This window comes from Streptomyces sp. NPDC023573, from assembly GCF_055559735.1.
In genome coordinates this window covers 622,019-643,065 of record NZ_JBVHKB010000005.1, presented here as the reverse complement: position 1 = coordinate 643,065, position 21,047 = coordinate 622,019, and the positions used below count along the sequence as shown (strand labels likewise).

General features: G+C 71.5%; 21 protein-coding genes. 12 read left to right on the top strand and 9 right to left on the bottom strand.

The features are described from left to right. The first annotated feature begins 85 nt into the window (after positions 1 to 85). The 5 genes from sigE (at position 86) to ACZ32T_RS19950 (ending at position 5,044) form a co-directional block, all read left to right on the top strand. The gene (sigE, locus tag ACZ32T_RS19970) at positions 86 to 847 is read left to right on the top strand and encodes an RNA polymerase sigma factor SigE (RefSeq protein WP_467274385.1); all 762 of its coding nucleotides are present in this window, start codon (positions 86 to 88) and stop codon (positions 845 to 847) included. After that, positions 844 to 1,776, top strand: coding sequence for an anti-sigma factor family protein (locus ACZ32T_RS19965; protein ID WP_467368020.1), 933 nt, complete (start codon positions 844 to 846; stop codon positions 1,774 to 1,776). The genes sigE and ACZ32T_RS19965 overlap by 4 nt, the downstream gene beginning before the upstream one ends. An 89-nt stretch (positions 1,777 to 1,865) precedes the next feature. After that, entirely contained in the window at positions 1,866 to 3,680 is a 1,815-nt protein-coding gene (locus ACZ32T_RS19960) for a S1C family serine protease (protein ID WP_467274389.1), read from the top strand. Between the two features lie 118 nt (positions 3,681 to 3,798). Further along, positions 3,799 to 4,257: a sec-independent translocase gene (locus ACZ32T_RS19955; protein WP_365935106.1), complete on the top strand. Its 459-nt coding sequence runs from the start codon at positions 3,799 to 3,801 to the stop codon at positions 4,255 to 4,257. Positions 4,258 to 4,381: 124 nt separating this feature from the next. Continuing rightward, positions 4,382 to 5,044, top strand: coding sequence for a hypothetical protein (locus ACZ32T_RS19950; protein ID WP_467274391.1), 663 nt, complete (start codon positions 4,382 to 4,384; stop codon positions 5,042 to 5,044). A gap of 52 nt (positions 5,045 to 5,096) precedes the next feature. On the opposite strand, the gene ACZ32T_RS19945 is transcribed toward ACZ32T_RS19950, so the two are convergent. Genes ACZ32T_RS19945 through ACZ32T_RS19935 form a run of 3 tightly spaced genes read right to left on the bottom strand, consistent with a single transcriptional unit; the run spans position 5,097 to position 8,098 of the window. Beyond that, a complete protein-coding gene (locus tag ACZ32T_RS19945) occupies positions 5,097 to 6,230 on the bottom strand; it encodes an Mrp/NBP35 family ATP-binding protein (RefSeq protein ID WP_104788851.1) in 1,134 nt (377 codons plus the stop codon). A gap of 25 nt (positions 6,231 to 6,255) precedes the next feature. After that, positions 6,256 to 6,834: a DUF1003 domain-containing protein gene (locus ACZ32T_RS19940; RefSeq protein ID WP_467272512.1), complete on the bottom strand. Its 579-nt coding sequence runs from the start codon at positions 6,832 to 6,834 to the stop codon at positions 6,256 to 6,258. Further along, entirely contained in the window at positions 6,824 to 8,098 is a 1,275-nt protein-coding gene (locus ACZ32T_RS19935; RefSeq protein ID WP_467272510.1) for a magnesium transporter MgtE N-terminal domain-containing protein, read from the bottom strand. The genes ACZ32T_RS19940 and ACZ32T_RS19935 overlap by 11 nt, the downstream gene beginning before the upstream one ends. Before the next feature lie 173 nt (positions 8,099 to 8,271). On the opposite strand from ACZ32T_RS19935, the gene ACZ32T_RS19930 reads away from it, so the two are divergent. Then, positions 8,272 to 9,024, top strand: a complete 753-nt coding sequence (locus tag ACZ32T_RS19930) for a hypothetical protein (RefSeq protein ID WP_467368018.1) — start codon at positions 8,272 to 8,274, stop codon at positions 9,022 to 9,024. Between the two features lie 9 nt (positions 9,025 to 9,033). Here the strand turns inward: ACZ32T_RS19930 and ACZ32T_RS19925 are convergent, their stop codons facing one another. Continuing rightward, positions 9,034 to 9,552: a hypothetical protein gene (locus tag ACZ32T_RS19925; RefSeq protein ID WP_467272506.1), complete on the bottom strand. Its 519-nt coding sequence runs from the start codon at positions 9,550 to 9,552 to the stop codon at positions 9,034 to 9,036. A gap of 24 nt (positions 9,553 to 9,576) precedes the next feature. Further along, positions 9,577 to 10,692 (bottom strand): magnesium and cobalt transport protein CorA, encoded by a 1,116-nt coding sequence (locus ACZ32T_RS19920; protein WP_467272504.1) that lies wholly within the window; start codon positions 10,690 to 10,692, stop codon positions 9,577 to 9,579. A gap of 410 nt (positions 10,693 to 11,102) precedes the next feature. Here ACZ32T_RS19920 and ACZ32T_RS19915 point away from each other — a divergent pair, with 410 nt between their 5' ends. Further along, complete coding sequence (locus ACZ32T_RS19915; protein WP_467272502.1) at positions 11,103 to 11,687, top strand: suppressor of fused domain protein; 585 nt, start codon at positions 11,103 to 11,105, stop codon at positions 11,685 to 11,687. Between the two features lie 66 nt (positions 11,688 to 11,753). Here ACZ32T_RS19915 and ACZ32T_RS19910 read toward each other — a convergent pair whose 3' ends face one another. Next, the gene (locus ACZ32T_RS19910) at positions 11,754 to 12,986 is read right to left on the bottom strand and encodes an MFS transporter (protein ID WP_467368016.1); all 1,233 of its coding nucleotides are present in this window, start codon (positions 12,984 to 12,986) and stop codon (positions 11,754 to 11,756) included. A gap of 157 nt (positions 12,987 to 13,143) precedes the next feature. On the opposite strand from ACZ32T_RS19910, the gene ACZ32T_RS19905 reads away from it, so the two are divergent. The 3 genes from ACZ32T_RS19905 to ACZ32T_RS19895 all read left to right on the top strand — a co-directional run bounded on the left by ACZ32T_RS19905 (position 13,144) and on the right by ACZ32T_RS19895 (position 15,463). Next, positions 13,144 to 13,788, top strand: coding sequence for a DUF6758 family protein (locus ACZ32T_RS19905; protein ID WP_467272498.1), 645 nt, complete (start codon positions 13,144 to 13,146; stop codon positions 13,786 to 13,788). 91 nt (positions 13,789 to 13,879) lie between these two features. After that, a complete protein-coding gene (locus ACZ32T_RS19900) occupies positions 13,880 to 14,746 on the top strand; it encodes a PHP domain-containing protein (protein WP_467272496.1) in 867 nt (288 codons plus the stop codon). 111 nt (positions 14,747 to 14,857) lie between these two features. After that, entirely contained in the window at positions 14,858 to 15,463 is a 606-nt protein-coding gene (locus ACZ32T_RS19895; RefSeq protein WP_467272495.1) for a MarC family protein, read from the top strand. Positions 15,464 to 15,577: 114 nt separating this feature from the next. Here the strand turns inward: ACZ32T_RS19895 and ACZ32T_RS19890 are convergent, their stop codons facing one another. Continuing rightward, complete coding sequence (locus tag ACZ32T_RS19890) at positions 15,578 to 15,730, bottom strand: hypothetical protein (protein ID WP_014154223.1); 153 nt, start codon at positions 15,728 to 15,730, stop codon at positions 15,578 to 15,580. 210 nt (positions 15,731 to 15,940) lie between these two features. Between ACZ32T_RS19890 and ACZ32T_RS19885 the strand changes: the two genes are divergently transcribed. Beyond that, a complete protein-coding gene (locus tag ACZ32T_RS19885) occupies positions 15,941 to 16,852 on the top strand; it encodes an NYN domain-containing protein (RefSeq protein WP_467272492.1) in 912 nt (303 codons plus the stop codon). Positions 16,853 to 16,879: 27 nt separating this feature from the next. Here the strand turns inward: ACZ32T_RS19885 and ACZ32T_RS19880 are convergent, their stop codons facing one another. Together ACZ32T_RS19880 and ACZ32T_RS19875 are read right to left on the bottom strand one after the other, a co-directional pair. Continuing rightward, a complete protein-coding gene (locus ACZ32T_RS19880; RefSeq protein WP_467368014.1) occupies positions 16,880 to 17,734 on the bottom strand; it encodes an alpha/beta fold hydrolase in 855 nt (284 codons plus the stop codon). A gap of 107 nt (positions 17,735 to 17,841) precedes the next feature. Further along, positions 17,842 to 19,815 carry a DEAD/DEAH box helicase gene (locus ACZ32T_RS19875; RefSeq protein WP_467368012.1) on the bottom strand — a complete coding sequence of 658 codons (1,974 nt, stop codon included), beginning with the start codon at positions 19,813 to 19,815 and terminating at the stop codon, positions 17,842 to 17,844. 473 nt (positions 19,816 to 20,288) lie between these two features. Between ACZ32T_RS19875 and ACZ32T_RS19870 the strand changes: the two genes are divergently transcribed. Continuing rightward, positions 20,289 to 21,035, top strand: coding sequence for a ferritin-like fold-containing protein (locus tag ACZ32T_RS19870; protein ID WP_467272485.1), 747 nt, complete (start codon positions 20,289 to 20,291; stop codon positions 21,033 to 21,035). Positions 21,036 to 21,047 lie beyond the last annotated feature (12 nt).

Genomic DNA, 21,047 nt, shown 5'->3' with positions numbered 1-21,047 from the left:
GGTCCGGAATGTGCCTCTTGCTCCCGGGGACACCGGGACACCAGCAGGTAAAAAGGCTTATCCGGAGCTAACGGGCGAGGTGGCTATGGTAGGGGCTCCACTGGACACCACCAGAGCCGATAGGGGAGGTGCGGCTGCGCCTGTGGATCGGAGAGGTGCGCTGCGGCGCTTTCTCAGGTCGGCGGGTGAGCCGAAATCCGTGACCGACACCGCTGACCGTTCTTCCAACGACTCCGCACCGACCGCGACCTTCGCCTCAGATGCGGATTCCCAGGCGTGGACCCCGCCCTCATGGGAAGAGATCGTCAGCACCCACAGTGCCCGGGTGTACCGCCTCGCCTACCGGCTGACGGGTAACCAGCACGACGCCGAGGACCTCACCCAGGAAGTCTTCGTCCGCGTCTTCCGGTCGCTGTCGACCTACACGCCCGGCACTTTCGAGGGCTGGCTGCACAGGATCACGACGAATCTCTTCCTGGACATGGTCCGCCGCAAGCAGCGGATCCGTTTCGACTCCCTCGGCGACGACGCGGCCGAGCGGCTGCCGAGCCGTGAGCCCTCCCCGCAGCAGGTCTTCAACGACACGCACTTCGACGCGGACGTGCAGCAGGCGCTGGACACCCTCGCGCCCGAGTTCCGTGCCGCGGTCGTGCTCTGCGACATCGAGGGCCTCTCGTACGAGGAGATCGCCGCCACGCTGGGCGTCAAGCTCGGCACGGTGCGCAGCCGCATCCACCGTGGCCGCTCGCACCTGCGCAAGGCGCTCAAGCACCGTTCACCCGAGGCCCGCGCCGAGCAGCGTTCCCTCGCGGACGCGGTCCTGGCAGGGGAGGGCGGAACGGCGTGAGCGGCACAGGTCCGACCCCCGCGGAGCAGCATCTGGGGGACCGGCTCGCCGCGCTCGTCGACGGTGAGCTCAAACACGATGCCCGGGAGCGGGTCCTGGCCCATCTGGCGACCTGCGCCCGGTGCAAGGCCGAGGCCGACGCCCAGCGACGGCTGAAGAGCGCCTTCGCGACCTCCGCCTCCCCTTCGCCCTCCGAGGGCTTCCTCGCCCGCCTCCAGGGCCTCCCCGGGGGTCCCAGCGGCAGCGGCGGCGGTCCTGACGACGGCTCGAACGGCCGGCGGCGCTTCGCGGACGGAATGCTCCCCGTGCTGCAGCCCGGCTCCCCGGAATCAGGCCGTTCCCCGCTGGACGGCTTCGGGTACCTCCCCACCGCCCACGGCTCGACCGCCGTGCTGCCGGGCGGCGCGTCCGGTTCCGGCTTCCGCGTCCATGACGTGGCCCGGGACGCCGACCGCTCCCCGTGGCGCGCCCGGCGCTTCGCGTTCGTCGCGGCCAGCGCGGTCTCGCTCGCGGCCATCGCCCTGGGAGGCTCGCTCCCGCTCGACCACAGCCCGGAGACCCCGCTCAGCGCGGAAGGCGCGGGGAGCAACGCGACCCCGCTCGACGCCGAGGAGCGGACCGGCAGCGCCGGTGCGACGGCCAGCCGCGGCGGCGGTGGTGCCCTCGCCGTCGGACAGGGTCAGGGCCTCCGGGCGGGCGCCGTCCCGTCCTCGTCCGCCCAGCCCTCGCTGCTGAGCACCTCGGCGCTCACCGGAGGCACGTTCGCCTTCCCGGTGCTGAACGTGACCGTGCCGCCGCTCATACGCCCGGCCGGCGCCGGCCCGCTGTACGCGCCCGCGCTCCGCGGGGGAGCGGATCCGGAGCCGTCCGCGACGGCCCTCGCCCCGCCGCTGCGGGAGCGCGCGATGCCGCTCACACCGCTGCGCTGACCGGGACCCTGCGCGCGGATTCGCAAACCTGGTTGAATTCCGGGAGGGACGCCTCTGTGAGGCGTGCAAGGGCCAGTTGCGGGGAGAGCATGGACGACGGGAAGCCCAGCGGGCCGAAGACGAAGTGGTGGAGCCGTCCCTCCACGGAGCGGGACCGTCCGGCCGGTCCGGAGGACGCGGTGACCGTCTCCGGAGTCGAGGGGACGACGCCGCCCCCGAGCGGGGAGCAGTCGGCCGACGAGGCCGCCGCACCCCTCACCGCACAGCGGCCCGCCCCCGGGACGGACGGCGACTTCATGCACGCACCACCGGCCGCCCGGCCGCCCGCACCGTCGCCGGCCGAGCCGCCCGCGCCGCCGGAGGACGAGCCCCGCGACTTCACGCCCGTGCCCCCGGCCGCCGAGCCGGCGGCGCACCGTACGCAGCCCCTGCACGCGCCCGACGAGTACAGCACCCCGCCCTACGGCGGCCCGGGGCCGTGGGCGCCCGCGCCGCCCGTGCAGCGCCCTGTGCCGACTCCGGCCCACGGGACCGCCGTACCGCCGCCGTACGCCGGGACGCACGGGCACGGCGTGGCGGCGCCCGTGTCCGCAGCCGCCCCCTCGGCGGGCGGTCAGGGCCACACCGAGGGCTGGGCGCCCCCGCCGCACCCGGTGCCGCAGCAGCACCCCGGACAGGCCATGCAGGCCCCGCGGCAGCCCTCGCAGTGGCTGCGGTACGACCCCTGGGGCACGCCCCCGCAGCAGCCGCTGAGCCACCCCGGCCCCGCCCTGGGCCCGGACCCCCGGCCGCGCGGGAACCGCCGGGGGACCCTCCTCGTCGGGGCGGCGCTCCTCGCCCTCGTGGCCGGCGGGATCGGCGGCGGGATCGGTGCCTACGTCGAGCGTAACGGCGGCCTCACCACGGTCGAGCTGCCCCAGGCCGGCCGGGCCGACGGAGGCCGGGCACCCGACAGCGTCGCCGGGATCGCCTCCAGCGCGCTGCCCAGCGTGGTCACCCTGCACGTCAACGGCTCCGCCGAGTCCGGCACCGGCACCGGCTTCGTCCTCGACGGCAAGGGCCACATCCTGACCAACAACCACGTCGTCGCCCCCGCGGGCTCCACCGGCGACATCACCGTCACGTTCAGCGGCGGGGAGAGCGCGCAGGCCGAGCTCGTCGGCAAGGACAGCGGCTACGACCTGGCCGTCGTCAAGGTGACCGGAGTCTCGGGCCTCAAGCCGCTGCCCCTCGGGAACTCCGACAACGTGCGGGTGGGTGACCCCGTGGTGGCCATCGGCGCACCCTTCGACCTGTCCAACACGGTCACCTCCGGCATCATCAGCGCCAAGCAGCGCCCCATCACCGCGGGCGGCGAGAAGGGCGACGGCACCGATGTCAGCTACGTCGACGCGCTGCAGACCGACGCCCCGATCAACCCGGGCAACTCCGGCGGCCCCCTGGTCGACACCGAGGCCCGGGTCATCGGCATCAACAGCGCCATCCGCGCCGCCGACAGCGGATCCGGTCTCGACGGCGGCCAGTCCGGCTCCATCGGCCTCGGCTTCGCCATACCGATCAACCAGGGCAAGCGCGTCGCCGAGGAACTGATCAACACCGGCAAGGCCACCCATCCCGTGATCGGCGTCACGCTGGACATGGAGTTCACCGGCGACGGAGCCAAGGTGGGCGGCAAGGCGGCCGACGGCGCGACGGCGGTGACCGAGGGCGGCCCGGCCGACAAGGCGGGCATCCGCGAGGGCGACATCATCACCGAGGTGGAGGGCCGGCGCGTGCACAGCGGGGAGGAACTGATCGTCAAGATCCGCGCCCACCGGCCGGGTGACCGGCTCGGGCTCGTCCTGACCCGCGGTGGCAAAGACCTGTCCATGACTTTGACGCTCGGGTCGGCGAGCGGCACCTGACGGCCACCGGCAGGTACCGCACGGACAGCTTCGCCGGGTACCGTGGAGCGGTCCGGGCCCCCTGACCTGGCGGCGGAGAACACGCGGAGACCACGCAGAGAACACGAGGAGCAGCAAGGTGTTCAATGACATAGGCGCACTCGAGCTGCTGACGCTCGTGGTTCTCGCCGTGCTCGTATTCGGTCCGGAGAAGCTGCCGAAGGTCATCCAGGACGTCACGCGCACCATCCGCAAGATCCGTGAGTTCTCGGACAGTGCCAAGGAAGACATCCGCTCGGAGCTCGGGCCCCAGTTCAAGGACTTCGAGTTCGAGGACCTCAACCCCAAGACGTTCGTCCGCAAGCAGCTCATGGACGGGAACGACGACCTGGGGCTCAAGGAGATCCGCGAGAGCTTCGACCTGCGCAAGGAGATGGCGGAGGTCACCGACGCGGTGAACGGCCGCGAGAGTGCCTCTTCCACCGGCACCGCCGCGGCGGCGTCCGGCGCGGCAGCCGCGGCCACGCCGGACCTCCTCAAGAAGCCCGCGCAGCCGGCCAAGGACGAGCGTCCGCCCTTCGACGCAGACGCCACCTGAGACCGTCAATCCCGACTCGTCCGGGCGGTATGGCTATTCTCCATCTGTCCGGTTGCGAGGTTGCCCATGCCCACGGGGGGAGGGCCGCTCCGGATCAGTGGAAGATCGAGGAGGCGGCCGGGCAGTGGAGACGACGAGTCGGGCAGGGGCGGACGGTGCGTCCAGCGCAGTCACCGCAGAGGGGATGCCGGCGACCCGGCGTACTGTCGACGGCTATCTCAAGGCACCGTTCCCCTGGTACGGGCTGGACGAGGCATTCACCGGCCCGCGCTGGCTGATGAGCGTCACCGCCGCGGCGGACGACACGGTGCAGCACGGCTCCACCGGGCACGGCGAGGAGCCCGTCGTACGGGCCGACGCGGGGGCGGAGAAGGCGCGCTTCGCGGTGGTCGTGACCGTGGGCAGCAGCCCCGTACGGGACAGTGACGACGGTACGGGCGTCCTGGACGCCACCTCGGTCTCGTCGGCGGCCTGGCTGGCGGGCTCCGGTCTGCTGGACTGCACCTGGCCCCCGCAGATGGACCACACCCTGCGTGGCGAATGGCTGAACCAGCAGACCGACACCGCGTTCGAGCTCGCGGACGACCTGGGCCGGGAGCCCTGGTCGACGCTGTCCCTCCCGGTGGACGGCGTGCCGGTGGACTTCCACTACCGCGAGTCGGAGTTCGGCTGGGTGCTCGCCGGCTCGGCCCCCGAGGGGGTGCACATCGGCGCGTACGGCCGCGGCATGAGCGCGTACGGCCTGGGATTCGCGGTGATCGGCGACATCGCCTCGTACGAGAACTGAGCGTGCGGGTGGGGGCGGCCTCCTCAGGAGACCGCCCCCACCCGCACGCCGCTCAGAACTTGTTGCGCGGGGTGAGCCCCAGGGACATGCCCGACAGGCCGCGCTGACGGCCGCTCAGCTTGTCCGCGATGGAGCGCAGCGCGGAGCCCGCGGCGGAGTCCGGGTCGGACAGGACGACGGGCTTGCCCTCGTCGCCGCCCTCACGCAGCCGTACGTCGATCGGGATGGACCCGAGCACCGGGACCTCGGCGCCGACCGTCTTCGTCAGTCCGTCGGCGACCCGCTGTCCGCCGCCCGAACCGAACACGTCGACGATCTCGTCGCAGTGCGGGCACGGCATGCCCGACATGTTCTCGACGACGCCGACGATCTTCTGGTGGGTCTGGACGGCGATGGAGCCGGCCCGCTCGGCCACCTCGGCGGCGGCCTGCTGCGGGGTCGTGACGACCAGGATCTCGGCGTTCGGGACGAGCTGCGCCACGGAGATCGCGATGTCACCGGTGCCCGGCGGCAGGTCGAGCAGCAGGACGTCGAGGTCGCCCCAGTAGACATCGGCGAGGAACTGCTGCAGCGCGCGGTGCAGCATGGGCCCGCGCCACACCACCGGGGCGTTGCCCGGGGTGAACATGCCGATGGAGATCACCTTCACGCCGTGCGCGGACGGCGGCATGATCATGTTCTCGACCTGGGTGGGCTTGCCGTCCGCGCCGAGCATCCGGGGCACGCTGTGCCCGTAGATGTCCGCGTCGACCACGCCGACCTTGAGCCCGTCGGCCGCCATCGCCGCCGCGAGGTTCACCGTGACCGAGGACTTGCCGACGCCGCCCTTGCCGGACGCGACCGCGTAGACACGGGTCAGCGAGCCGGGCTTGGCGAACGGCACCTCCCGCTCCGCCGTGCCGCCGCGCAGCGACGAGGCGAGCTCCTTGCGCTGCTCGTCGCTCATCACGTCGAGCGTGACCTCGACCCGTGACACGCCCTCGACGCGGGCCACCGCGTCGGTGACGTTCTTCGTGATCGTCTCGCGCATGGGGCAGCCGGAAACCGTGAGATACACGGTGACAGCGACTACACCGTCAGGATCGATCTCGACCGACTTCACCATGCCCAGCTCGGTGATCGGTCGGTGGATCTCCGGGTCGTTCACTGTCGCCAGCGCTTCGCGCACCGCGTCTTCCGTAGCCATACGGACGATGTTACGGCTACGGGGGCTACGGGCGGGTAGCCCCTCCGCGGTCGCCTTCGTCACTCTCGGCACGCGAGAGGATCCGGCGCTCCTCCATGTCCTTCACCATGGCCTCCAGCTCCGAGCGGATCCAGTCGCGCGTGGCGACCTCCCCGAGGCCCATCCGGAGGGCGGCGATCTCCCGGCTCAGGAATTCCGTGTCCGCGATGGAGCGCTCGTTCTGCTTGCGGTCCTGCTCGTGGGTGACCCGGTCGCGGTCGTCCTGGCGGTTCTGCGCGAGGAGGATCAGGGGGGCCGCGTAGGAGGCCTGGAGGGACAGCATCAGGGTCAGGAAGATGAACGGGTACTCGTCGAAGCGCAGTTCCTGCGGCGCGAAGATGTTCCACACCACCCAGAGGATGATGATCAGGGTCATCCAGACGATGAACCGCCCGGTGCCCAGGAAGCGGGCGATGCGTTCGGAGAACCGGCCGAACGCCTCGGGGTCGTACTCGGGCAGCAGCCGGCGCCGTGGTGCCTTCGGCTGGTCCAGCCGGGGGCGCGGCGGGCGCACGATGCCCGAGGCGCCCGTCGGCACGGCCCTCGCGCGGTCCTCAGCGGCCACCGGTGATCTCCTCCTCGCCCAGGAAATCCGTCTCGCGCCAGTCGTCGGGCAGCAGGTGGTCCAGCACGTCGTCGACGGTCACCGCCCCCAGCAGCGAGCCGCTCTCGTCCACCACGGGCACCGAGACCATGTTGTACGCGGCCAGGTAGCTGGTCACGGCGGGAAGCGGGGTGTCCGGCGCCAGGGGGACCAGATCGCTGTCGACGATCGAGCTGACCAGGGTGAACGGCGGATCCCGCAGCAGCCGCTGGAAATGCACGGTGCCCAGGTACTTGCCGGTCGGGGTCTCGTCCGGCGACCGGCAGACGTACACCTGGGCGGCGAGCGCGGGGGAGAGGTCCTGCTGGCGGACCCTGGCCAGCGCGTCCGCGACCGTCGCGTCCGGTCGCAGGATGATCGGCTCGGTCGTCATCAGCCCGCCCGCCGTCCGCTCCTCGTACGCCAGCAGACGCCGTACGTCGGCGGCGTCGTCCGGGCGCATCAGCGCGAGGAGACGTTCCTTGTCCGCCTCCGGCAGCTCCGAGAGCAGGTCGGCCGCGTCGTCCGGGTCCATCGCCTCCAGGACGTCCGCGGCGCGGTCCTCCGCCAGCTTCCCGAGGATCTCCACCTGGTCGTCACCGGGGAGCTCCTCCAGGACGTCCGCGAGCCGCTCGTCGTCCAGGGCGGCGGCGACCTCGGCACGGCGCTTGGGCGTCAGATGGTGCAGGGCGTTGGCGACGTCGGTGGGACGCAGTCGTTCGAAGGTCGCCACCAGGTTCTCCGCGCCCTGCCCGTGCTCCTCCAGCGAGAAGCCGCTCACCGCCGACCACTCCACGGTCAGCGTCTCGCCCCTGCGGCGGAGGGCGCCGCCGCGTCCCTTGCGCACGAAGAACTTGTCGATCTCCCAGTCGCGGCGGGCGGGGAGCTGCTGGATGGCGACGTCGAGGACGGTCACCTCCTCGTCCGTCTCCTTGAGGCGCACCCGCCGGTCAAGGAACTCACCGAGGACGAGTCGCTCGGTCGGGCGCTGCTCGAAGCGCCTCATGTTGACCACGCCGGTCGTGATGACCTGGCCCGACTCGACGCCCGTCACCCGCGTCATGGGCAGGAAGATGCGCCGCCGGCTCACGACCTCGACGACCATGCCCAGCAGCCTCGGCGGCTTGCCGCCGACCCGGAGCATCGCCACCAGATCCCGGACCCGGCCGACCTGATCACCATTCGGGTCGAACACCGGTACACCGGCGAGATGTGAGACGAAGACCCTGGGAGTGACTGCCGCCATCCTGTGCGCCTCCCTCTGCCCCTCACATCCTCCTCTGCCGTGATCAGGCTAGCCCGTACCGGTCCGTCACGCCCTGGCGGGCCGTCCGTACGGCGCTCTGCCGAATGGCGTACGCGGCACGGGTACGCTGCCGTCTGCCACCCCCAGACACACAGATGAGAGGCAGTGCGCCTGTGACCTCTTCCGCCCCGGCCGTCCGGGCCCCCCGCCGGACCGCTCTCGCCGTGGTGCTCTGCGCGGGGCTGACCGTCGCGCTCACGGCCTGCGCGGGGGAGGACCCGGACAAGGGGACCAACGGCGTCGGCAAACTGACGGCCCCGCAGATCGAGAAGAAGGCGCTGGCCGCCGCCGGGTCCGCGGACGCGGTGCGGCTGACGGGCAAGCTGGTCAGCAAGGGCGGGACATACACCCTGAACATGCAGCTCAGCAGCAGGGGCGGCACGGGATCGGTCACCTCGAAGCAGAACACGTTCGCGCTGCTGCGCGTCGGCGACGAGCTCTTCCTCAAGGCGGACGCCGGCTTCTGGAAGGACGAGAAGGCCGACGACGAGAGCGACCAGGCCGCGGACAAGCTCGGCGGGAAGTACGTGAAGGTCCCGGAGGACGACCCCACCTACCTGCAGCTGCGCGGCTTCACGGAGAAGAAGACGCTGCTCGACGGGGTGCTGTCCCTGCACGGGAAGATCGACAAGGGTGACCGGGACACGGTCGGCGGCGTGCGCACCGTGCAGATCATGGGGGGAAAGGGTGAGGGCGGCGCGCTGGACGTCTCGCTCAAGGGCACTCCGTATCCCCTGCGCGTGGCCCGTGGCGGCGGCGGCGGGACCGTCACCCTCGCCGACTGGGGCAAGCCCTTCACGCTGGAGGCACCGGCCGAGGACGACACCGTCGACTACGGCGGCGAGCTGCCCAGGTCCTCCGGCTGACGGAGCCGGTCAACGCCTCCCGCGGCGCTTCAGCAGCAGCCGGGGGAGCGCGGCCGGCGCCGTGCGCCGCGTCGTCGCCCCCGTGGGCAGCGGCGGTGCGGCCAGCGAGGTGTCCGGCAGGTCCGTACGGGATCCGCCGGGGACCAGCCGTACGACCCGGCACTCACGGGCCCAGCGCTCCGTCATCTGTTCGGCGTCCGGCGCGTTCAGCCGCTTGCCCTTGAGCTCGCCGACCGCCGCCTCCCACTCCTCGGAGTGCGGCTCCAGCACCGTGACGGCGGCGGTCCAGGCCACGAGCCTGCCGCCCTTGTCCTTGCTGCGCACGGTCACCTCGGCGGCGGCGCCGGCGTCCAGCCCGGCGGGGAGCGGCTGCTCCCCGGGGCCGTCCCCGACGAGCACGGCCGCACCCTCGTGCCACACGTGCCACAGCGCCCGGGAGGGGCCGGTGCCCCGCACCCAGATCAGGCCGGACTTCTTGGTGGCCTCCTCGACGAGAGCCCGTGCAAGCAACACGTCAGCAGCAGTCATGCCCGAACTCTATTGGAGACTCCGTCAGAGCCAGCCGTTGCGCTTGAGGGTGCGGTGGATGGAGAAGCAGACCACGCCGATGAGGGCCAGCACCATCGGATAGCCGTACGTCCAGCGGAGTTCGGGCATGTGCTTGAAGTTCATGCCGTACACCCCGCAGATCATCGTGGGCACGGCGATGATCGCCGCCCACGACGTGATCTTGCGCATGTCCTCGTTCTGCGTGACGGTCGCCTGCGCCAGATTGGCCTGGAGGATCGAGTTGAGCAGTTCGTCGAAGCCGATGACCTCTTCGTGCACGCGCGCCAGGTGGTCGGCGACATCGCGGAAGTACTTCTGGATGTCGGGGTCGATCAGCCGCATCGGGCGCTCGCTCAGCAGCTGCATCGGCCGCAGCAGGGGCGACACCGCGCGCTTGAACTCCAGCACCTCGCGCTTCAGCTGGTAGATCCGGCCCGCGTCCGACCCGCGCGGGGTCCCTTTGGCGGGGGTGGAGAACACGTCGATCTCCACCTCGTCGATGTCGTCCTGCACCGAGGCCGCCACCGCGATGTAACCGTCGACGACGTGGTCGGCGATGGAGTGCAGCACGGCGGACGGGCCCTTGGAGAGCAGCTCGGTGTCCTCCTGGAGCCGGTGGCGCAGGGCGCGCAGCGAACCCTGCCCGCCGTGCCGGACGGTGATCACGAAGTCCCGCCCGGTGAAGCACATCACCTCGCCGGTCTCGACGACCTCGCTGGTCGCGGTCAGCTCGGCGTGCTCGACGTAGTGGATCGTCTTGAAGACGGTGAACAGCGTGTCGTCGTAACGCTCCAGCTTCGGCCGCTGGTGCGCGTGGACGGCGTCCTCGACGGCGAGCGGGTGGAGCCCGAACTCCCGTGCGATACCGGCGAATTCCTCCTCGGTCGGCTCGTGCAGGCCGATCCAGGCGAAGCCGCCCTCCTCCCGCACGCGCAGGATCGCCTCGCGCGGTGTCAGGCCGGAGGTGTCGGTGATCCGGCGCCCGTCCCGGTAGACGGCGCAGTCGACGACGGCGCTGGAGGCGGACGGGTCACGGGTGGTGTCGTAGCTGTTGTACGGGGTGTTGCTCTTGCGCAGGGACGGGCGCACGGCGGCGCGCAGGTCACGGATCATCGACATGGCTGGCTCCTCTTCACGGAGGGCCGTCGGTGGGCACGTGGAACTGCCCGGAATGGGGACGTGCGCTCACGTCCGCAAAGCGGGCGGCACCGCGTGGGCACGATGACGGCGTTCGCTACAGACAGGCAAAAACGCGGGGCTCTTCCGGTGCGCGAACTGCCGTGGTGACGTCCGGGAAGGGCGTCAGATCACAGAAGGAAGGCGTTGTGCGGAAGGGCGGTCGGTACTGCACGGTCGACTTGGATCCACCGCAGCCCCACCTCCTCCGGCCGGTCCCCCGTGGGGGAGCACGTGTTGTCGGGACTGAGAGCGCGCTCCGCGCGCTGTCCCGACCGACGCCTCAGGCTATCAGCCGGTCGAGGAGCCAATCCCTTTCTGTTCCCATTCCTTACGCGATCTATGCTCGCGGCATGGGAGAAATTCTTGATCTGGTCGAGGCCCGGCTCCGTACGGCGCTCGGGGAGCCGGACGCACGCGCCGATGTGACGTTCCTCGGCACGGACCGCATCGAGGTGCTCCGCTTCATCGACGGCGATGTGGTGCGCTACGCCACCCTCGGCATGTCCGCCCAGCCGATGGCCGACCCGACCGCGCCGCTCGCCGACCCCGTGAAGGGGCCGCGCGCCGAGCTGGTCCTGTCCGTACGGGTGGGGCTCGCCGACACCGACCAGGTGCTGCGGCCTCTCGCCGTACTGGCGGCCTCCCCGCAGGTCGAAGGGCTGATCGTGGCTCCCGGGGCCTCGCTGGACCTGGGGCAGCCGCTGTGGGCCGGGGCGCCCTTCAGTTCCGTCCTGGTCGCCGAGCCGGGGGGCCTGGTCGAGGACCTCGAACTCGAAGCCCCGATGGACCCGGTGCGCTTCCTGCCACTGCTGCCGATGACGCACAACGAGGCGGCCTGGAAGCGGGTGAGGGGCGCGCAGGAGCTCCAGGAGCGCTGGCTCACGCAGGGGACCGACCTGCGTGACCCGCTCCGCGCGTCCGTACCGCTGGACTGACGCCCAGGGCAGGGGGAGGGGCCCCGCCACACGACCGCGGGCGGGGTCGGTCCCGGGGGGAGCGGGTCAGTCGGCGAAGACGGTGACGCCGTCCTCCGTGGCGTGACGGGGCCGCAGTTCCCCCGCCTCGTGGGTCAGTGCCGTGCGCCGTACCCGTACGACCGCCGCGCCGACGAGTGCCGCGACGGCGGCGACGACGAACGGCGTGTGGATGTCGCTCCACTCCTCGATCTTCGGGGCGAGGTAGGGGGCCGCCGCCGCGGCGAACCAGCGGACGAAGTTGTATCCGGCGCTCGCCACCGGCCGCGGCGCGTCGGAGACGCCGAGGGCCAGTTCGGTGTAGACGGTGTTGTTCATGCCGATGAAGGCGCCCGAGACGATGGTGCAGACGACGGCCGTCGTGTGGTTGCCGTAACCGAGGACCACCAGGTCCGCGGCGAGCAGCACCAGGGATCCGCCGACCACCTTCAGCGAGCCGAAGCGCCGCTGCAGACGGGGTGCGACGAGCACCGAGAAGACGGCGAGCAGCAGGCCCCAGGCGAAGAACACCGCGCCCGACCTGTACGGCGACATGTTCAGTACGAAGGGGGTGAAGGCCAGGATCGTGAAGAACGCGTAGTTGTAGAAGAACGCCGAAGCGGCGACCGAGGCCAGTCCGCCGTGGCCGAGCGCCCTCAGCGGGTCGAGCAGCGAGGTCTTCCGGGCCGGCTTGGGCTGTTCCCTGAGGAACGCGGTGATGCAGAGGAACCCGATCGCCATCAGGGCCGCGGTGCCGAAGAACGGGTAGCGCCAGCTGGCGTCACCGAGCAGGGCGCCGACCAGCGGCCCGCACGCCATGCCGAGGCCGAGCGCCGACTCGTACAGGAGGATCGCCGCCGCACTGCCGCCGGCGGCGGCGCCGACGATCACCGCGAGGGCGGTGGAGACGAACAGGGCGTTGCCCAGGCCCCAGCCCGCCCGGAAACCGACCAGTTCGGCGACCGACGAGGACGTTCCGGAGAGCGCGGCGAAGACGACGACCAGCGCCAGCCCGGCCAGAAGCGTCCTGCGTCCGCCGATGCGGCTGGAGACGAAGCCGGTCACGAGCATCGCGACGGCGGTGATCAGGAAGTACGAGGTGAACAGCAGGGACACCTGGCTGGGTGTCGCCTCCAGTCCCTCGGCGATGGACGGCAGGATCGGGTCCACCAGACCGATCCCCATGAAGGCGACGACCGAGGCGCCCGCCGTGGCCCAGACGGCCTTCGGCTGACGCAGGACGCCGGTCGCCCCCTCGTCGAACGGATCCTCTGCCGGCATGGGTTCTCTCCCTCTCCACCAGTCCGTCGGGTCATACGCAGAATAAGTTAGGCAAGCTAATAAGTGCAAGCCACATCTATTTTCCCGGGCCGGAGCCGCGCTGCGGACGGGTGATCGTCCTTGACGCGGCGACGACCGGGGAGGACCGTTGGGCGTTATGAGGGGCGAACCCAGTTGCCCGAAGTGCGGTGGCCGGGTCAGGGCGCCCGGCCTTTTCGCCGATGCCTGGCAGTGCTCCGCGCACGGCCAGGTGCACCCGATGCAGCCGGTGGTCCCGCCCAGCGTCGAGGCGCTGGGCGTGGTGGTCCACCGGGCCCAGGTGCCGGTGTGGATGCCCTGGCCGCTCCCGGTGGGCTGGCTGTTCACGGGCGCGGCGTACGCGGGCGACGACCGCAGCGGTGGCCGGGCCACCGCCGTCGTCTGTTCGGGCCCCGGCCCGCTCGGAGGCATGGGGGAACTGCTGCTCGTCGCCGAGGAGCTCGGCGTCGGGCTCGGCGCGCGTTACGCGGGCATCGACGGCCCCGACCCCGGCTCCGGACTGGCCGTCGAGGCCGCCCCCGACGCCAAGGTGCTCGCGGCGGGACGCCCCACCCCGCTCTGGCACGTCAGGAACGCCCCCGCCGACCGGGCGGTCTTCGCGGGCGAGGCGCGTGGCCTGTGGCTCTGGGCGATCGTCTGGCCCGAACAGTCCGGGCTCCTGATGTACGACGAACTGGTGCTGACCGACCTGCGTGACGCCGGAGGGGAAGTGGACCTCCTGCCGTGCGGGGCCCTCACCCCCCGGCTGCTCACACGGCCCTGACCCGGGGGCGGTGGCGGGGGACCGGACGGGTGACGCCCGGCGGTTATCCTTGAGCGTCCCCTGTCCGCCCGCCAGCTCCGGAGTACGCGTCGTGCGCATCGATCTGCACACCCACTCCACCGCTTCGGACGGCACGGACACCCCCGCCGAGCTGGTGGCCAACGCGGCGGCGGCGGGCCTCGACGTCGTAGCGCTGACCGACCACGACACGGTGGGAGGCCACGCGGAGGCGCTGGCCGCCCTCCCCGAAGGGCTCACGCTCGTCACCGGCGCCGAGCTCTCCTGTCGCGTCGACGGCATCGGCGTGCACATGCTGGCCTACCTCTTCGACCCGTCCGAGCCCGAGCTCTCCCGTGAGCGCGAGCTCGTCCGGGACGACCGGGTCCCGCGGGCGCAGGCCATGGTGCGCAGACTTCAGGAGCTGGGCGTCCCGGTCACCTGGGAGCAGGTCGCGCGGATCGCGGGGAACGGCTCGGTCGGCCGCCCGCACGTCGCGACCGCGCTCGTGGAGCTCGGCGTCGTCGACACCGTCTCCGACGCCTTCACCTCGGCCTGGCTGGGCAACGGCGGACGGGCGTACGCCGACAAGCACGAACTCGACCCGTTCGACGCGGTCCGGCTGGTCAAGGCCGCGGGCGGCGTCACCGTCTTCGCCCACCCGCTGGCCGTCAAGCGCGGCGAGGTGGTCCCGGAAGCCGTGATCGCGCGGCTGGCCGACGCCGGGCTCGACGGCATCGAGGTCGACCACATGGACCACGACGAGCCCACCCGGGCCCGGCTGCGGGGGCTCGCCGCCGAGCTGGGCCTGCTGCCCACCGGGTCCAGCGACTACCACGGCTCACGCAAGACCGTCCGGCTCGGGGAGTACACCACCGACCCCGAGATCTACGGCGAGATCACCCGGCGCGCCACGGGAGCGTTCCCCGTGCCGGGCGCCGGCGGACCGGTTCCCGCGTAACGGGTCCTTCGCCCCTTCTTCTTCCTGTCGTATCCCCGTGCGCCCGGGCGCCATCGAGCCCGCCGGCGCGCGTCCTCCTGTTCGGCCCGCTCTTCTCTCGCAAGGCTCACCGTGTTCGACATCGCTGTCTTCGGATCCCTCTTTCTCACCCTTTTCGTGATTATGGATCCACCTGGAATCACCCCGATCTTCCTGGCCCTCACCGCGGGCCGCCCCGCCAAGGTGCAGCGCAGGATGGCTCTGCAGGCCGTCGCCGTCGCCTTCGGCGTGATCGCCGTCTTCGGCCTGCTCGGCCAGCAGATCCTCGACTACCTGCATGTCTCCGTCCCGGCGCTGATGATCGCGGGCGGGCTGCTCCTGCTGCTCATCGCGCTGGACCTGCTCACCGGCAAGACGGACGAGCCGACGCAGACCAAGGACGTCAACGTCGCCCTCGTACCGCTGGGCATGCCGCTGCTCGCCGGACCCGGTGCGATCGTCTCCGTGATCCTCGCGGTGCAGAACGCCGACGGGACGGCCGGTCAGGTCTCCGTCTGGTCGGCGATCGTCGCCATGCACGTCGTGCTCTGGGTGACCATGCGGTACTCGCTGCTCATCATCCGTGTGATCAAGGACGGCGGTGTGGTCCTGGTGACCCGGCTCGCCGGGATGATGCTCTCGGCCATCGCCGTGCAGCAGATCATCAACGGCGTCACCCAGGTCATCCAGAACTCCTGAGGCGCGCACGGTCCGGACACCACAGCGCCCCCGCACGGGCCTTCCGTGCGGGGGCGCTTCGTCTTCAGCTCATGTCATCCGCTCGAAACCAGCGACGCCGAGCAATGCAAGGTGTTATGAAGCCGACGTGTCGGCCGGCCGGATGTAGATGCGCTGGCCCATTGCCGCGGCCTGCTGCACGATCCGGTTGACGGAGGCGGCGTCCACGACGGTGCTGTCCACGGCGGTACCGTCGACATCGTCGAGTCGCATGATCTCGAAGCGCATATGGCTTCCCTTCGTCTGATCCTCCTGCTGGAGAACTACTGAGAGGACGGGCTTGCCGTCCGCAAGGATGGGGAGCGCAAGGCGTCTGCGTCTCGCGCTCCTCAGGGGGTACAACGACTTGCCTACTGCAAACATTCCCTACGCTAAGGAAATTTTTTGGATGTCTAAGTACCCGTCGGTAATCAGCCGTGTGCAGACAATGAGGCCCGCATGAGCCACCCGGACACGTGGACGGACGAGGGGCCGGGCATCCGCGAACAGCTGGACCGCACCAACGAGCTGCTCCAGCGCGTACTCGCCGAGGTGTCGAAGACCCCCTCCACCCACGCGATCTTCGTCGACGCGGGGTACGTCTACGCGGCGGCAGGGCTCCTGGTCACCGGCACCGAGGACCGCCGGTCCTTCGACCTGGACGCGGAAGGGCTGATCGAGGCCTTCATCGACAAGGCCCGCACGATCTTCGCGGACAGCAGGCTGCTGCGCGTGTACTGGTACGACGGGGCCAGGCGCCGGATCCACACCGTCGAGCAGCAGTCCATCGCCGAACTCCCCGACGTCAAGGTCAGGCTGGGCAATCTGAACGCCAACAACCAGCAGAAGGGCGTCGACTCACTCATCCGCACCGACCTCGAGTCGCTCGCCAGGCACCGCGCCATCAGCGACGCCGCCCTCGTCGGCGGCGACGAGGACCTCGTCTCGGCCGTCGAGGCCGCCCAGGGCTACGGTGCCCGCGTCCACCTCTGGGGCATCGAGGCGGGCGAAGGCCGCAACCAGGCCGAGCCGCTGCTCTGGGAGGTCGACAGCCAGCGCACCTTCGACCTCGACTTCTGCCGCCCGTACGTGACCCGGCGCTCCGTCACGATGTACGAGGACGACAGCCCGGCGCCCGCGCGCGAGGACGTCCGCTTCGTCGGCGCGCAGATCGCCGCAGGCTGGCTCTCCTCGCGCGGCCGCGAGGCCCTCGCCGACCTGCTGCCGGGGCACCCCTACCTGCCGGGCTCCGTCGACCAGGACCTGCTCGTCGAGGCCGAGCGGCTCCTCCAGCACTCGCTGCGCGGCCACGCCCATCTGCGCAGGGCGCTGCGTGACGGCTTCTGGCAGCACCTCCAGGCGCAGTACTGACACCGGCCGGCGGGCCCCCGGGGAAGCTCAGACGCTCTTCCAGAACGAGACGAGGGCCGCGGCGGTCTCCTGGGGCCGGGCCGTGTTCGGGGAGTGCTCGGCGCCCTCGATCACGGTGCGGTGGGCGCCGAGCCGCTCGGCCATCCGGTCGAGCAGCGGCAGCGGCCAGACGTCGTCGCGCTCGCCCGAGACGACGTGCACGGGAAGGGGGAGCGCGGCGAGCTCGTCCACCCGGTCGGGTTCGGACGACAGCTGCGCGCCGGTGGCGATCAGCTGGGCCGGGTCGTGAAGCGTCCAGCGGCGGCGCAGATCCTCGCCGTCGCCCGTGTCCGCGTCCTCGGGCGGGTCCATGGCGCGCATCATCTGCCAGACCTCGTCCATGCTCCAGCGGCTCAGCGCGTCACTGAGCAGCCGCGCCTTCTGCTGCTGTGCGGGGTCGATCTCGGCGGGGCCCGACGACATCAGGGTCAGCGACCGGAAGGGCGTGGCGTCGAGCAGGACCGCCGCCCGGGCGATCTGACCGCCGAGGGAGTGCCCGAGCAGATGGATGGCACCGGGCAGCGCGGTGTCGTCGGCGGCGGCCGCCTGGGCCAGGACGTCCAGCGCCAACTCGACTTGTTCGTAACGGTTCTGACGGTCCGTCCGCTCGGTCTCGTACTGCCCCCGCCCGTCGACGGACAGCACGCGGAACCCGGCGTCGGCGAGGGGTTCGAGCAGCGCGATGAAGTCCTCCTTGCTGCCGGTGTACCCGGGCAGCAGAAGGGCGGTCGAGTGCGCGCCCGCCGGTGGTGCGGCGTCCAGCACGGCGAAGTCCCCGCGCTCGGTACGCAGTACGCGGGCACGGGCACAGGGGGGCGGGATGAAGGTGGGAGGCCGGCTCATGGGGCCGAGGGTATCGCCGGGCGCCCGGCCGCGCCCGGGCAGACGTACGGCCCCGGCCCCGCAGAGCGGGAACCGGGGCCGTACGTCGGTGAAACGGTGGCCGGAGATCAGCCCTCGGTCGTCTCGGCGGCTGCCGCCGCGCGGGACCGGCGCCTGCGAGGCTTCGCGGGCGCCTCGCCTTCCGTCGCTGCCTCGGTGACCGCGGCGGTCTCCGCCTTCTCCGCGGCGGCGGCGCGCGGCCGACGACGGCGCGGCTTGGTCTCCGCCGTGTCCTCGGCGGTCGCCGCGGGGACCACAGCCTCGGCCTTCGGCTTGACGGCGGCACGCGGACGGCGGCGTGACCTGGTCTCGGTCACCGGCTCGGAGGCCGGGGCGATCTGGAAGTCGACCTCGTCGGCCGGCTTCACGACCCGGGCGCGGCGGCGCGGCTTGGTGGCGACGGGCTCCGCCGCGGGCGCGGCGACGGCCACGGTCTGGAAGTCGACCACGGGCTCGGCGGCCGGGGCCGGCGCGAGGGCCGGCTCGGTGGCGACGGCCGCGGTCGTGGCACGCGCACGGCGACGGCGCGGCTTGGCCTCCGGGGCCGGCTCGGCCTCGACGACGGGCGCGGGCTCGACGACCGGGGTCTCGGCCACGGCCACCGCGGCCTCGGTCACGGCCTCGGGAGCGGCCGCACGGGTACGCCGTCGACGGCGCGGGGTGCGCGGCTCGGACGTGACCTCGTCGGTCGTCTCGTCGGTCGACTCGACGGCGGGGGCGGGCACGGTGACGGCGGCGGCCTCGTCGGTGACGCTGCCGCCCCTCGTGCGACGGCGCTGACGCGGCGTGCGCGGCGGACGCTCCTCGCGGGGTGCCGGGGCGGAGGCGGCGGACTTGCGGCCGCGGCCGCCGGTCTCGCCGAGATCCTCGATCTCCTCCGCGCGCAGACCCGCACGGGTCCGCTCGGTACGCGGCAGGACACCCTTGGTGCCGGCCGGGATGCTGAGGTCCTCGTACAGGTGCGGGGACGTGGAGTACGTCTCCGGCGGGTCCGGGAACTTCAGGTCCAGCGCCTTGTTGATCAGCTGCCAGCGCGGGATGTCGTCCCAGTCGACCAGCGTGATCGCGATGCCCTTGGCGCCCGCGCGGCCGGTACGGCCGATGCGGTGGAGGTAGGTCTTCTCGTCCTCGGGCGACTGGTAGTTGATGACATGGGTCACACCCTCGACGTCGATGCCGCGCGCGGCGACATCGGTGCAGACGAGGACGTCCACCTTGCCGTTGCGGAAGGCGCGCAGCGCCTGCTCACGGGCGCCCTGGCCGAGGTCGCCGTGGACCGCGCCGGACGCGAAACCGCGCTTCTCCAACTGCTCCGCGATGTCGGCGGCCGTCCGCTTCGTGCGGCAGAAGATCATCGCCAGCCCGCGGCCGTCGGCCTGCAGGATGCGGGAGACCATCTCGGGCTTGTCCATGTTGTGCGCGCGGTAGACGTGCTGCACGGTGTTCTTGACCGTCGTGCCCTCGTCGTCGGGCGACGTGGCGTTGATGTGCGTCGGCTGCGACATGTAGCGGCGCGCGAGGCTGATGACGGCACCGGGCATGGTGGCCGAGAACAGCATCGTCTGGCGCCTCGGCGGCAGCATGGTGATGATGCGCTCGACATCGGGCAGGAAGCCCAGGTCGAGCATCTCGTCGGCCTCGTCGAGGACCAGGACGCGGATGTGCGACAGGTCGAGCTTGCGCTGGCCCGCCAGGTCGAGCAGTCGGCCCGGGGTGCCGACGACGACGTCGACGCCCTTCTTGAGGGCCTCCACCTGGGGCTCGTACGCCCGGCCGCCGTAGATCGCGAGAACGCGGACGTTACGGGCCTTGCCGGCGGTCAGGAGGTCGTTGGTGACCTGCTGGCACAGCTCGCGGGTGGGGACGACGATCAGAGCCTGCGGCGCGTCCGTCAGCTTGTCGGGCGCGGCGCGGCCGGCCTCGACGTCGGCGGGGACGGTCACCCGCTCCAGGAGCGGAAGACCGAAGCCGAGCGTCTTGCCGGTGCCGGTCTTGGCCTGGCCGATGACGTCGGAGCCGGAGAGCGCTACGGGGAGCGTCATCTCCTGGATGGGGAAGGGGGACGTGATGCCGACCGCCTCGAGGGCTTCGGCCGTCTCGGTAAGGATTCCGAGGTCGCGGAACGTAGTCAGGGTGCTGCCTCTTCTGTGAGACGCGGCCCGAGGCGAACGCTGGGGGTCGTACCGTGCCGGGGTTGGTCATCCGGCCGTGGATGGGCCGGGTGGCGCGGGACCACTGCCGTCGCTCGAGCGCTCGTGCCGCTGAGGGGGCCCCTCATCTGCGGTCGTACGTGGTGTACGCCCCGCGTGGAGGGCTGTCGGGTCGGAGCCGATCGGGCCACCGACCGGGCATCCTCATTCAAGGTCGCGCTTCTGGCACAGCAAATGCTCAGTAAGCGCAATACCACTGTACCCCGGATTCGCGCATGCGTGTTGGGCGAATTCATCGGATCGGTGTGATGTCTCCCGCTGAGCGGGCCCTTCGGTCCCTGGCGGAGCGGGCTATTCTGCGCTGCATGGAGACGCCTGACAACGCCACTGCAGCATCCGACGAAGCACCCGCACCGACCGGTATCGCCGCCCAGGACTGGGCCACCGCGTCCGAGGACCCGCAGTACCGCGCCGCGGTCGTGGATCTCCTCGGCGCGCTCGCCTACGGGGAGCTCGCGGCCTTCGAGCGGCTCGCCGAGGACGCGAAACTCGCGCCGACACTCGGCGACAAGGCGGCACTGGCGAAGATGGCGTCCGCCGAATTCCACCATTTCGAGCAGCTGGCCGACCGGCTCACGGCCGTCGACGAATCGCCTGCCTCCGCCATGGAACCGTTCGCCAGGGCACTGGACGAATTCCACCGTCAGACGGCTCCGTCCGACTGGCTCGAAGGCCTGGTCAAGGCGTACGTCGGCGACTCGATCGCCAGCGACTTCTACCGGGAGATCGCCGCCCGCCTCGACGCGGACACCCGCTCCCTGGTCCTCTCCGTGCTCGACGACACGGGCCACGGGAACTTCGCGGTCGAAAAGGTGCGGGCCGCGATCGAGGCCGAGCCCCGCCTCGGCGGCAGGCTGGCCCTGTGGGCGCGCAGACTGATGGGCGAGGCACTCTCGCAGGCGCAGCGGGTGGTCGCGGACCGCGACGCCCTGTCCACGATGCTCGTGGGCGGCGTGGCGGACGGCTTCGACCTGGCCGAGGTCGGCAGGATGTTCTCCCGGATCACCGAGGCGCACACCAAGCGGATGGCCGCGCTCGGCCTCGCGGCCTGACCCGGTCTCGCG

Coding starts and splice junctions, on each gene's coding strand:
- ACZ32T_RS19870 (WP_467272485.1), top strand. CDS start 20,289: ATGGAGACGCCTGACAACGCCACTGCAGCATCCGACGAAGCACCCGCA.
- ACZ32T_RS19880 (WP_467368014.1), bottom strand. CDS start 17,734: ATGAGCCGGCCTCCCACCTTCATCCCGCCCCCCTGTGCCCGTGCCCGC.
- ACZ32T_RS19905 (WP_467272498.1), top strand. CDS start 13,144: ATGAGGGGCGAACCCAGTTGCCCGAAGTGCGGTGGCCGGGTCAGGGCG.
- ACZ32T_RS19890 (WP_014154223.1), bottom strand. CDS start 15,730: ATGCGCTTCGAGATCATGCGACTCGACGATGTCGACGGTACCGCCGTG.
- ACZ32T_RS19920 (WP_467272504.1), bottom strand. CDS start 10,692: ATGTCGATGATCCGTGACCTGCGCGCCGCCGTGCGCCCGTCCCTGCGC.
- ACZ32T_RS19935 (WP_467272510.1), bottom strand. CDS start 8,098: ATGGCGGCAGTCACTCCCAGGGTCTTCGTCTCACATCTCGCCGGTGTA.
- ACZ32T_RS19910 (WP_467368016.1), bottom strand. CDS start 12,986: ATGCCGGCAGAGGATCCGTTCGACGAGGGGGCGACCGGCGTCCTGCGT.
- ACZ32T_RS19960 (WP_467274389.1), top strand. CDS start 1,866: ATGGACGACGGGAAGCCCAGCGGGCCGAAGACGAAGTGGTGGAGCCGT.
- ACZ32T_RS19945 (WP_104788851.1), bottom strand. CDS start 6,230: ATGGCTACGGAAGACGCGGTGCGCGAAGCGCTGGCGACAGTGAACGAC.
- sigE (WP_467274385.1), top strand. CDS start 86: ATGGTAGGGGCTCCACTGGACACCACCAGAGCCGATAGGGGAGGTGCG.
- ACZ32T_RS19875 (WP_467368012.1), bottom strand. CDS start 19,815: ATGACGCTCCCCGTAGCGCTCTCCGGCTCCGACGTCATCGGCCAGGCC.
- ACZ32T_RS19915 (WP_467272502.1), top strand. CDS start 11,103: ATGGGAGAAATTCTTGATCTGGTCGAGGCCCGGCTCCGTACGGCGCTC.
- ACZ32T_RS19885 (WP_467272492.1), top strand. CDS start 15,941: ATGAGCCACCCGGACACGTGGACGGACGAGGGGCCGGGCATCCGCGAA.
- ACZ32T_RS19925 (WP_467272506.1), bottom strand. CDS start 9,552: ATGACTGCTGCTGACGTGTTGCTTGCACGGGCTCTCGTCGAGGAGGCC.